Raw genomic sequence first — 11,804 nt, 5'->3', positions numbered from 1 at the left:
GATGGCGCATTCGCACCACGACTATTCCAAGGGCTACGGTCCGGTCGGTCCGGCTCCGCAGGAGCACAACGTCTGCTACACGACGTTGCACTTCGAGACGCCGTGGTCGTACGAGAACTACCTCAAGACCGGCGGCTACGCGGCGTGGCGGAAGATCCTCACCGAGAAGATCCCGCCCGAGCAGGTCGTCGAGATGGTCAAGCAGTCCGGCCTGCGCGGCCGCGGCGGCGCGGGCTTCCCGACCGGCCTGAAGTGGTCGTTCATGCCGAAGGGGCCGGGGCAGAAGTACATCCTCTGCAACTCCGACGAGTCCGAGCCGGGCACGGCCAAGGACCGCGACATCCTGCGCTTCAATCCGCACGCGGTGGTGGAGGGCATGGCGATCGCCTGCTACGCCACCGGCGCGACGGTCGCCTACAACTACCTGCGCGGCGAGTTCCACCACGAACCGTTCGAGCACTTCGAGCAGGCGCTGAAGGAGGCCTACGCCAACGGCTGGCTCGGCAGGAACATCCTCGGCAGCGGCGTGGACGTGGACATCTACGCCGCGCTCGGCGCCGGCGCCTACATCTGCGGCGAGGAAACCGCGCTGATGGAGTCGCTGGAAGGCAAGAAGGGCCAGCCGCGCTACAAGCCGCCGTTCCCGGCCAACTTCGGCCTGTACGGCAAGCCGACCACCATCAACAACACCGAGACCTACGCCTCGGTGCCGGCGATCATCCGCAACGGCCCGGAGTGGTTCCTCAACCTCGGCAAGCCGAACAACGGCGGGCCGAAGATCTTCTCGGTGTCCGGCCACGTCAATCGTCCGGGCAACTACGAGATCCGCCTCGGCACGCCGTTCAAGGACCTGCTGGAGATGGCCGGCGGCGTGCGCGGCGGCCGCCGCATCAAGGCGGTGATCCCGGGCGGTTCCTCGATGCCGGTGCTGCCGGGCGACGTGATGATGGAACTCACGATGGACTACGACTCGATCCAGAAGGCCGGCTCCGGCCTCGGCTCGGGCGCGGTCATCGTGATGGACGAGACCACCTGCATGGTGCGCGCCTGCCAGCGCATCGCGCGGTTCTACTTCAAGGAGTCGTGCGGCCAGTGCACGCCGTGCCGCGAGGGCACCGGCTGGATGTACCGCATGCTCACCCGCATCGTCGAGAAGCAGGCCACGCTCGACGACCTGCACATGCTGAAGGCCGCGGCGGGGCAGATCGAAGGCCACACCATCTGCGCGTTCGGCGAGGCCGCCGCGTGGCCGGTGCAGGGCTTCCTGCGCCACTTCTGGAACGAATTCGAGTACGCGATCGTGAACAAGCGCTTCCTGGTCGACGACCAGGCGGCCGGCACGGTGAAGGAGGCCGCGTGAGCGCGCAGCCCAGCAACCCGGCCGCACCGCCGGATCACGTCACCATCGAGATCGACGGCGTGCAGATGTTCGCGCCGAAGGGCTCGATGATCATCCAGGCCGCCGACAAGGCCGGCATTCCGATCCCGCGTTTCTGCTACCACGACAAGCTGAGCGTGGCGGCCAACTGCCGCATGTGCCTGGTCGAGGTGGAGAAGATGCCGAAGCCGGCGCCGGCCTGCGCCACGCCGGTGATGGACGGCATGAAGGTCCGCACGCGCAGCGAGAAGGCGCTGAAGTCGCAGCGCAACGTGATGGAGTTCCTGCTGATCAACCATCCGCTCGACTGCCCGATCTGCGACCAGGGCGGCGAGTGCGAGCTGCAGGATCTGTCGATGGGCTACGGCCGCTCGGTCAGCCGCTTCGCCGAGCGCAAGCGCGTGGTGCCGGACGAGGACATCGGTCCGCTGGTCGCCACCGAGATGACCCGCTGCATCCAGTGCACGCGCTGCGTGCGCTTCACCGCGGAGATCGCCGGCACCTACGAGCTCGGTGGCATGTATCGCGGCGAGAACCTGCAGATCGGCACCTACGACGGCAAGCCGCTGACCACCGAGCTGTCCGGCAACGTGATCGACGTCTGCCCGGTCGGCGCGCTCACCAACAAGGTGTTCCAGTTCAAGGCGCGGCCGTGGGAGCTGATCGCGCGCGAGTCGCTGGGCTACCACGACGCGCTCGGCAGCAACCTGTTCCTGCACGTGCGCCGCGGCCAGGTGCTGCGCACCGTCCCGCGCGACAACGACGACGTCAACGAGTGCTGGCTGTCCGACCGCGACCGCTACTCGCACCAGGGCCTGTCCGCCGCCGACCGCGCGCTGCGGCCGATGGTGAAGGACGCTGGCGAATGGCGCGAGACATCGTGGGAGGAAGCGTTGGCGCGCGCCGCGCAGATCCTGCGCGACAACGGCGCCGACCGCCTCGGCATGCTGGTGCACCCGGCGACCTCGAACGAGGAGGGCGCGCTGCTGGCGCGGCTGGCCGACGCGCTCGGCACTGGCAACCTCGACCATCGCATCGCCCAGCACGACCTGTCCGACGGCGCCATCGCCGAGCCGTTCGGCATGCCGGCCGCTGCGCTGTCGCAGGCCGACGCGATCGTCATCGTCGGCAGCAACCTGCGCCACGAAGTGCCGCTGCTGCACGCCCGCGTGCGCACCGCCTGGCGTCGCGGCGCCAAGGTGCACGTGGTCAATCCGGTCGAGTTCGACTTCACCTTCGAGACCGCGAGCAAGGCGATCGTCGCGCCGTCGCAGATCGCCACCGCGCTGCGCGGTGAAGCGCTGCGCGAGGTGCTGCGCGGCGCCACGCGCGCGGCGATCGTGGTCGGCGAGATCGCCGAATCCGGCCCGCACGCGGCCGAGATCCGCGCCGCGGCGCGCGAGCTGGCGGCGGCCACCGGTGCCGCGCTGTGCCGCATTCCGCTGGGCGCCAATGCGCTCGGTCTGAGCCTGCACGGCGTGCTGCCGCGCAGCCGCGACGCGCAGGCGATGCTGGCCGACCCGCGCGGCGCCTACGTGATCTACGGCATCGAGCCCGGCCTCGACTTCGCCGACACCGCGCTCGCGATGAAGGCGCTGAACCAGGCGCAGGTCGTCGCGTTCAGCCACTTCGCGTGCGAATCGACCCGCGCGGTGGCCGACGTGATCCTGCCGATCGCGCTGCTGCCGGAAACCGACGCCACGCTCACCAACCTCGACGGCCGCGACCAGCTTGCGGTCGCCGGCGGTACGGCGCCGGGCGAGGCGCGCCCCGGCTGGCGCGTGCTGCGCGCGCTCGGCGGCGCGCTGGAAGTGCCGGGCTTCGACTTTGTGGACCTGCGCGGTCTGCGTGGCGAGCTCCAGCGTCGTGATGTCGCCCCGGCGCGCGGCACCGCCGCCGTGCGCGACGAGACCGGCCTGGAGCTGGCGGTGACCACGGCGATCTACCGCAGCGACGCGGTCGTGCGCCGCGCCGCCGCGTTGCAGTCGCATCCGCTCAATCTGCCGCCGCGCGCGGTGCTGCATCCGCGCGATGCGCAGACGCTCGGCCTCGCGCTCGGCGAAGTGGCGAAGTTCCGTACCGCCAGCGGCACCGCGGCGCTTCCGGTCGCGCTCAGCGACAAGGTGGCGCCGGGCGCGGTCTGGATCGAGCGCGGTCACGGAGCGACCACGCCGCTCGGCGCCGGTCGCGTGCAGGTGAGCAAGGCATGAGCATGTCCGCCATGATCGACCCCGTCCGCGAGTGGTTCCTCTCGCTCGGCTATTTCGGCACGGTCGCCTGGATCGTGCTGAAGATCCTGACGATCGCGATGCCGGTGATCATCGCGGTGGCGTTCTACGTGGTCTGGGAGCGCAAGCTGATCGGCTGGATGCACGTGCGCCACGGGCCGATGTACGTCGGCAAGGGCATCCTCCAGGCGTTCGCCGACGTCTTCAAACTGCTGTTCAAGGAAGTCATCCAGCCGCAGCGCGCGCATCCGGTGCTGTACTGGCTGGCGCCGCTGATCGCGCTGGCGCCCGCGTTCGCCGCCTGGGCGGTGGTGCCGTTCGATGCCCGGTTGGTGCTGTCCAACGCCAACGCCGGCCTGCTGTACCTGCTGGCGATGACCTCCTTGGGTGTGTACGGCATCATCCTCGCCGGCTGGGCCTCGAACTCGAAGTACGCCTTCCTCGGCGCGATGCGCGCCGCCGCGCAGGTGGTCAGCTACGAGATCGCGATGGGCTTCGCGCTGGTAGCGGTGATGGTCGGTGCCGGCAGCCTCAACCTGTCCGAGATCGTGATGGCGCAGGCGGGCGATGCCGGCCTGTTCGAGTGGTTCCTGTGGCCGATGCTGCCGCTGTTCGTCGTCTATTTCGTCTCCGGCGTGGCCGAAACCAACCGCGCGCCGTTCGACGTGGTGGAAGGCGAGTCGGAGATCGTCGCCGGCCACATGGTCGAGTACTCGGGTTCGGCGTTCGCGCTGTTCTTCCTCGCCGAGTACGCGAACATGATCCTGGTCAGCTTCCTGACCTCGATCTTCTTCCTCGGCGGCTGGCTGAGCCCGTTCCAGGGGCTCGGCATCCCGTTCCTGTCCGCCGGCGGCTGGTGGTGGCTGTTCGCCAAGGTGTTCGTATTCGCCAGCGCCTTCATCTGGTTCCGTGCCTCGTTCCCGCGCTACCGCTACGACCAGATCATGCGCCTGGGCTGGAAAGTGTTCATCCCGTTGACGATCGCCTGGATCGTGGTGGTCGCCCTGCTGGCGTACTACGGCGTGTTCGAGCCGGGGCAGTAACGACATGAATCGCATCGTCGCCTATTTCAAGAGCCTGCTGCTGCTCGAGATGATGAAGGGGCTGGGACTGACGTTCCGCTACCTGTTCCGTCCGAAGTACACGCTCATGTACCCGATGGAGAAGACGCCGCAGTCGCCGCGCTTCCGCGGCCTGCATGCGCTGCGCCGCTACCCGAACGGGGAGGAGCGCTGCATCGCCTGCAAGCTGTGCGAGGCGGTGTGCCCGGCGCTGGCCATCACGATCGACTCGGAGAAACGCGAGGACGGTACGCGCCGCACGACCAAGTACGAGATCGACCTGTTCAAGTGCATCTTCTGCGGCTTCTGCGAGGAGTCCTGTCCGGTGGACTCCATCGTCGAGACGCACGTGCACGAGTACCACTTCGACCTGCGCAAGCAGGCGCTGGTGCAGAAGCCGCAACTGCTGGCGATCGGCGACCGTCTGGAAGCCGAGATCGCCGCACGCCGCGCCGCCGACGCGCCATACCGTTGAGGCCGACATGGATCTGGCTCTGATCGCTTTCTACGCCTTCGCCGCCATCGCCGTCGCCTCCGGCATCGCGGTGATCAGCATGCGCAATCCGGTGCATGCCGTGCTCAGCCTGGTGCTGACCTTCTTCTCGGTGGCGTGCACCTGGCTGATCGCCGGTGCCGAGTTCCTCGGCATCGCGCTGATCCTCGTCTACGTGGGCGCGGTGATGGTGCTGTTCCTGTTCGTGGTGATGATGCTCGACATCGACGTCGAGCCGCTCCGCGCCGGATTCGCGCGCTATCTGCCGTTCGGGTTGCTGGTGGCGGTGGTGATGCTGCTGGAGATCCTGACGCTGATCGGGATCAAGGCGCAGGTCGCGCTGCCGTTCGGTCCGGAGCCGGAAGGCAGTAACGTGCAGTGGATCGCGCGCCGGCTGTTCACCGAGTTCCTGCTGCCGTTCGAGACGGCCGCGGTCATCCTGACCGTGGCGGTGATCGCGGCGGTGATGCTGACGCTGCGTCGCCGGCCGGGCGCCAAGCGCCAGGATCCCGGCGAGCAGGCGCGCGTGCGCGCCGAGGATCGCATCCGCATGATCAAGATGGACCCGGTCAGGCCGACGCCGCGCACGGCGCCGATCGAGGCCGGCCAGACGGAGATCAAGCCGTGAGTCTGCTCGGAACCGAACTCGCGCTCGGCCACTACCTCGCGCTCGGCGCGGCGCTGTTCTGCATCAGCGTGGCGGGCATCTTCCTCAACCGGAAGAACATCATCGTGCTGCTGATGGCGATCGAGCTGATGCTGCTCGCCGTCAACATCAACTTCGTCGCCTTCTCGCGCCACTTCGGCGACGAGGCGGGACAGATCTTCGTGTTCTTCATCCTCACGGTCGCCGCGGCGGAAGCCGCGATCGGCCTGGCGATCCTGGTGACGCTGTTCCGCAACCGGCGGACCATCAACGTCACCGAGATCGACACGATGAAGGGGTGAGCGCCCGCGCGGTTTCCTCCTCCCCCTGCTCGCAGGGGGAGGTCGGGAGGGGGTCAGGGGTATCCGGCCACGTCGGAACCGCAGGACCCCACCCCAGCCCTCCCCTGCATCCGCAGGGGAGGGAGCAACGGGCCCGGTCGCGGCTGGGCGCCCGTGAGATTTCTCCTCCCCCTGTTCGCAGGGGGAGGTCGGGAGGGGATCAGGGGTATCCGGCCACGTCGGAACCATGAGACCCCACCCAAACCTCCCCTGCATCCGCAGGGGAGGGAGCAACGGGCCCGGTCGCGGCTGGACGCTCGTGAGATTTCTCCTCCCCGTGCTCGCAGGGGAGGCCGGGAGGGGGTTCAGCGGTATCCGGCCACGGAACGATGAGACCCCACCCCAACCCTCCCCTGCATCCGCAGAGGAGGGAGCAGAGGCCGCAGCTCCTTTGAAAGGCGCGGTCTTGCAGGCGATAAGAACACCGGCCGCGGCTCGGCCACGAACCGCACCGCACCAACCAGGAAGACCACCGCAATCATGGCGATCTCCCAAAACCACCTGCTGCTGATCGTGCTCGCGCCGCTGTTCGGCGCGATCGTCGCCGGGCTGTTCGGTCGCCGGATCGGCCGCGCCGGCGCGCACACGGTAACCATCGCCGGCGTCGCAGTGAGCTGCGCGTTGTCGATGTACGTGCTCTGGCAACTGGTGGCGCAGGGGGCCGCGCCGTTCAACGCCAACGTCTACACCTGGTTCGAAGTGGGCGGCTTCCAGGCGCACGTCGGCTTCATGGTCGACAGGTTGACGGCGATGATGATGGTGGTCGTCACCTTCGTCTCGCTGCTGGTGCACGTCTACACGATCGGCTACATGGCCGACGACCCCGGTTACCAGCGCTTCTTCAGCTACATCTCGCTGTTCACCTTCTCGATGCTCATGCTGGTCATGAGCAACAACTTCCTGCAGTTGTTCTTCGGCTGGGAGGCGGTCGGCCTGGTGTCGTATCTGCTGATCGGCTTCTGGTTCAAGCGGCCGACCGCGGTGTTCGCGAACCTCAAGGCGTTCCTGGTCAACCGCGTCGGCGACTTCGGCTTCCTGCTCGGCATCGCCGGCATCCTGTGGGCGATCGGCTCGCTCGATTACGCGACGGTGTTCGCCAACGTCGGCGAGATCACCGGCCGCACGCTTCCGGTGTGGACCGGCGTCGAGTGGCCCGCGATCACGTTCGTCTGCATCTGCCTGTTCATCGGCGCGATGGGCAAGTCGGCGCAGGTGCCGCTGCACGTCTGGCTGCCCGACTCGATGGAAGGCCCGACGCCGATCTCCGCGCTGATCCACGCGGCGACGATGGTGACCGCCGGCATCTTCATGGTCGCGCGCATGTCGCCGCTGTTCGAGCAGAGCCCGACCGCGCTCGAGCTGGTGCTCTTCGTCGGCGCCACCACCGCGTTCTTCACCGGCCTGATCGGCATCGTGCAGAACGACATCAAGCGCGTGGTGGCGTACTCGACGCTGTCGCAGCTCGGCTACATGACGGTGGCGCTCGGCGTGTCCGCGTATTCGGCGGCGGTGTACCACCTGATGACGCATGCCTTCTTCAAGGCGCTGCTGTTCCTGGCCGCCGGCAGCGTGATCATCGGCATGCACCACGAGCAGGACATGCGCAAGATGGGCGGCCTGCGCAAGCACATGCCGGTCACCTACTGGACGAGTCTGATCGGCACGCTGGCGCTGGTGGGCACGCCGCTGTTCTCCGGCTTCTATTCGAAGGACGCGATCATCGAGGCGGCGCATCACGCCTCGCAGCACGGCACCGGTTGGGTGGCCGATTACGCCTACTGGGCGGTGCTGCTGGGCGCGTTCGTCACCGCGTTCTACAGCTTCCGCCTGCTGTACCTGACCTTCCACGGGCCCGAGCGGTTCCGCGAGCCGCACGCGCACGGTCATGACGCGCACGGCGCGCAGGCGCACGAGTCGCACGCGCATCTGCAGCACGCCGCCGACGAGCACGGTCACGGCGCGCATGCGCACGACGACCACGGTCACCACGGCCCGGTCGAGCCGCACGAATCGCCCAAGGTGGTGACGATCCCGCTGATCCTGCTGGCGATTCCGTCGATCTTCGTCGGCATGTTCACCGCTGGGCCCATGCTGTTCGGCACCGACTGGACCGGCAAGTTGCAGCAGCTTCCGTTCTTCCTCGGCGCGATCGACGTCGCCGCCGCGCGCGATCCGCTGGTCGCGATCGCGAACGAGGTCTGGAACGGCAAGGGGCCGTTCGCGTTCGCGCTGCACGGTTTCGTGACCCCGACCTTCGCGATGGCGTTCGGCGGCTTCCTGCTGGCGACCGTGATGTACCTGTGGAAGCCCGAGCTGCCGGCCAGGGCGCGCCGCCTGTTCGCCACGCCGATCCGCATCCTTGAGGCGAAGTACGGCTTCGACCACCTGTGGATCAACGGCTTCGCCGGCGGTGGCGTCGTGCTCGGCAAGCTCTCGCGCGTGTTCGACAGCGCGGTGATCGACGGCGTGTTCGTCAACGGGAGCGCGCGCGTGGTCGAACTGACCGCGCGGCTCGCGCGCCGCGTGCAATCCGGCTACCTCTACCACTACGCGTTCGCGATGATCCTCGGCCTGATCGTGCTGCTGGCCGTGCTCATCCGCTCGCTGACCTGACGACAAGGACCGCGACGTGACCACCTGGCCCTTGCTGAGCCTGCTGATCTGGCTGCCGATCCTCGGCGGTTTCGCCACCCTCGCGTTCGGCGCGCGCGCCAACGCCGCACGCTGGTTCGCCACTCTGGTGGCGGTCGCCACCCTGCTGCTGAGCGTGCCGCTGTTCACCGGCTTCGACCTGGCCGATGCCGGCATGCAGTTCGTCGAGGACCGCGCGTGGATCGCGGCCTACGACATCCGCTACCACCTCGGCATCGACGGCATCGCCGCGGCGCTGATCGGCCTGACGACGTTCACCTCGGTGCTGGTGCTGATCGGCGCCTGGGGCTCGGTGGACAAGCGCGTCAGCCAGTACTACGCCGCGTTCCTGATCCTCGAAGGCCTGATGGTCGGCGTGTTCGCCGCGCTCGACGCGGTGCTGTTCTACGTGTTCTTCGAGGGCATGCTGATCCCGATGTTCATCATCATCGGCGTGTGGGGCGGCCCGCGCCGGGTGTACGCGTCGGTGAAGTTCTTCCTGTACACGTTCCTCGGCTCGCTGTTCATGCTGGTGGCGCTGATCTACCTCTACCTGAAGGGGGGTAGCTGGCAGCTCGCCGACCTGTACGCGCTGCCGCTGAACGCGACCGAGCAGATGTGGATCTTCTTCGCGTTCCTGGTCGCCTTCGCGGTCAAGGTGCCGATGTTCCCGGTGCACACCTGGTTGCCGGACGCGCACGTCGAGGCGCCGACCGCCGGCTCGGTGGTGCTGGCCGCGATCATGCTGAAGATCGGCGGCTACGGCTTCCTGCGCTTCAACCTGCCGATCGTGCCCGACGCCAGCGCCGACTGGGCGTGGCTGGTGATCGCGCTCAGCCTGATCGCGGTGGTCTACGTCGGCCTGGTCGCGCTGGTGCAGGACGACATGAAGAAGCTCATCGCGTACTCGTCGGTGTCGCACATGGGCTTCGTCACGCTCGGCACCTTCATCGCCTTCGCGCTGGTGCGCGACTACGGCAACACCGACGCCGCCCGGCTCGGCCTGCAGGGCGCAATGGTGCAGATGATCAGCCACGGCTTCGTGTCGGGCGCGATGTTCTCCTGCGTCGGCGTGCTCTACGACCGCATGCACAGCCGCATGATCAAGGACTACGGCGGCGTCGCCAACGTGATGCCGTGGTTCGCCGCGTTCATGGTGCTGTTCGCGATGGCGAACTCCGGCTTGCCCGGCACCTCCGGCTTCGTCGGCGAGTTCATGGTGATCCTGTCGAGTTTCCAGCATCACCCGCTGATCGCGGTCGCCGCGGCGATCACGCTGATCGTCGGCGCGGCGTACACGCTGTGGCTGGTCAGGCGCGTGATCTGGGGCGATGTCGGCAACGCGCACGTGGCCGAGTTGCAGGACGTCAATGCGCGCGAGGCGTTCGTGCTGGCCGCGTTCGCCGCCGGCGTGCTGATCCTCGGCGTGTGGCCGAAGCCGCTGACCGACCTGATGGAGCCGTCGATCGCGAACCTCGCGATGCAGATCGCCGCCTCCAAGCTCTGAGCGACTACCGAATCAAGGGTTGACCATGATCCCGACCTCCCGCTCCGCCGCCGAGCTGCTGCCGTTGCTGCCCGAGCTCACGCTCGTGGGCGGCGCGTTCGCGCTGCTGATGCTCGATCTGTTCCTCAACGAGCGTCAGCGTGCGGTGACCCACGTGCTCGCGATCGCCGTACTGGTGGCGGCGACGCTGATGACGGCGTTCGGCGTCGGCGGCGACGGCGTGGTGCTGGCGGGCATGTTCGTGCGCGATACCGCGGCCGACGTGGTGAAGGTCGCGGTGGGCGCGACCGCGGCGCTGTCGATGGTCTACCTGTGGCCGTTCCTGCGCGAGCGGGGCCTGTACAAGGGCGAGATCGCGGTGCTGGTGCTGTTCGCGGTGGCCGGCATGTTCCTGCTGGCGTCGGCCAACAGCCTGGTGATGGTGTACCTGGGTCTGGAAATGCTGGCGCTGTGCTCGTACGCGCTGGTGGCGATCGACCGCGACAGTCCGCTGGCCTCGGAAGCGGCGATCAAGTACTTCGTGCTCGGCTCGCTGGCATCCGGCCTGCTGCTGTACGGCCTGTCGCTGATCTACGGCGCGACCGGCTCGCTGGATCTGGCGACGGTCGCCAACGCCGCAGCCGCGCAGCCGAGCGCGATGCTGGTGACCGGTGTGGTGTTCGCGGTGGCCGGCATCGCGTTCAAGTTCGGCGCCGCGCCGTTCCACATGTGGCTGCCGGACGTGTATCACGGCGCGCCCACGCCGGTGACGCTGTTCATCGGCTCGGCACCGAAGCTGGCGACGTTCGCGATGGCGTACCGCGTGCTGGAAGTGGCGGCGGGCCCGCTCGACGACGACTGGCGCATGCTGCTGGCGTGGCTGGCGGTCGCGTCGCTGGCGATCGGCAATCTCGGCGCGCTGGTGCAGGGCAACTTCAAGCGCCTGCTGGCGTACTCGACGGTGTCGCACGTCGGCTTCCTGTTCCTCGGCTTCGCCGGCGGCGGCGCGCAGGGCTTCGCGGCGGCGCTGTTCTACGCGGTGAGCTACGCGCTGATGTCGGTGGCGGCGTTCGGCGTGATCGTGGTGTTGGCCAACCGCGGCTTTGAGGCCGACGAGATCGCCGACTACAAGGGTCTCAACGCGCGCAATCCGTGGATGGCGGCGATGGTGCTGTGCGTGATGGCCTCGCTCGCCGGCCTGCCGCCGTTCCTCGGCTTCTGGGCCAAGCTGGCGGTGATCCGCGCCGCGCTCGAAGGCGGCATGCTGTGGCTGGCGCTGGTCGGCGTCGTGTTCGCGGTGGTGGGCGCGTACTACTACCTGCGCATCGTCAAGGCGATGTACTTCGACGAGCCGGAAGGGCAGGCCCAGCCGGCCAGCAGCCATCGGCCGCTGCGGGTGGTGTTCGGCATCAACGCGCTGGCGCTGCTGGGTCTGGGCCTGGCGTGGAACCCGATCTGGGCCTGGTGCGTGCGCGCGTTCGGCTGATCGCCGCGGACGCGGGTCGCGGCTGGGGCCGCTCCCGCAGTCGCCAGTCGCAAG

The 11,804-nt window shown here is 68.1% G+C and carries 9 protein-coding genes; all 9 read left to right on the top strand.

Annotated elements, in window-relative coordinates; translation table 11 throughout:
• Nucleotide 1 precedes the first annotated feature (1 nt).
• The 9 genes from nuoF (at nt 2) to nuoN (ending at nt 11,750) form a co-directional block, all read left to right on the top strand.
• Nucleotides 2–1,360, top strand: coding sequence for an NADH-quinone oxidoreductase subunit NuoF (nuoF, locus tag FQY64_RS04065; RefSeq protein WP_146472435.1), 1,359 nt, complete (start codon nt 2–4; stop codon nt 1,358–1,360).
• Nucleotides 1,357–3,588 (top strand): NADH-quinone oxidoreductase subunit NuoG, encoded by a 2,232-nt coding sequence (gene nuoG / locus FQY64_RS04060; protein WP_146472434.1) that lies wholly within the window; start codon nt 1,357–1,359, stop codon nt 3,586–3,588. Before nuoF ends, nuoG begins: the two co-directional genes overlap by 4 nt.
• Nucleotides 3,585–4,649: an NADH-quinone oxidoreductase subunit NuoH gene (gene nuoH, locus FQY64_RS04055; RefSeq protein ID WP_146472433.1), complete on the top strand. Its 1,065-nt coding sequence runs from the start codon at nt 3,585–3,587 to the stop codon at nt 4,647–4,649. Before nuoG ends, nuoH begins: the two co-directional genes overlap by 4 nt.
• A 4-nt stretch (nt 4,650–4,653) precedes the next feature.
• On the top strand, nt 4,654–5,142 hold the full coding sequence (gene nuoI, locus FQY64_RS04050) for an NADH-quinone oxidoreductase subunit NuoI (protein ID WP_146472432.1): 489 nt from the start codon (nt 4,654–4,656) through the stop codon (nt 5,140–5,142).
• A gap of 7 nt (nt 5,143–5,149) precedes the next feature.
• Nucleotides 5,150–5,788: an NADH-quinone oxidoreductase subunit J gene (locus FQY64_RS04045; RefSeq protein ID WP_146472431.1), complete on the top strand. Its 639-nt coding sequence runs from the start codon at nt 5,150–5,152 to the stop codon at nt 5,786–5,788.
• A gap of 2 nt (nt 5,789–5,790) precedes the next feature.
• Nucleotides 5,791–6,108 (top strand): NADH-quinone oxidoreductase subunit NuoK, encoded by a 318-nt coding sequence (gene nuoK / locus FQY64_RS04040; RefSeq protein WP_146472497.1) that lies wholly within the window; start codon nt 5,791–5,793, stop codon nt 6,106–6,108.
• 519 nt (nt 6,109–6,627) lie between these two features.
• Nucleotides 6,628–8,760 (top strand): NADH-quinone oxidoreductase subunit L, encoded by a 2,133-nt coding sequence (gene nuoL / locus FQY64_RS04035; RefSeq protein ID WP_146472430.1) that lies wholly within the window; start codon nt 6,628–6,630, stop codon nt 8,758–8,760.
• Nucleotides 8,761–8,776: 16 nt separating this feature from the next.
• Nucleotides 8,777–10,285, top strand: a complete 1,509-nt coding sequence (locus FQY64_RS04030; protein WP_146472429.1) for an NADH-quinone oxidoreductase subunit M — start codon at nt 8,777–8,779, stop codon at nt 10,283–10,285.
• Nucleotides 10,286–10,310: 25 nt separating this feature from the next.
• On the top strand, nt 10,311–11,750 hold the full coding sequence (gene nuoN / locus FQY64_RS04025; protein ID WP_146472428.1) for an NADH-quinone oxidoreductase subunit NuoN: 1,440 nt from the start codon (nt 10,311–10,313) through the stop codon (nt 11,748–11,750).
• Nucleotides 11,751–11,804: the final 54 nt, after the last annotated feature.

The organism is Vulcaniibacterium thermophilum, assembly GCF_007923255.1.
Taxonomy (GTDB): domain Bacteria; phylum Pseudomonadota; class Gammaproteobacteria; order Xanthomonadales; family Xanthomonadaceae; genus Lysobacter_F; species Lysobacter_F thermophilum.
The sequence above is the reverse complement of the archived record's forward strand: the minus strand, read 5'-3'. Positions and strand labels throughout refer to the sequence as shown.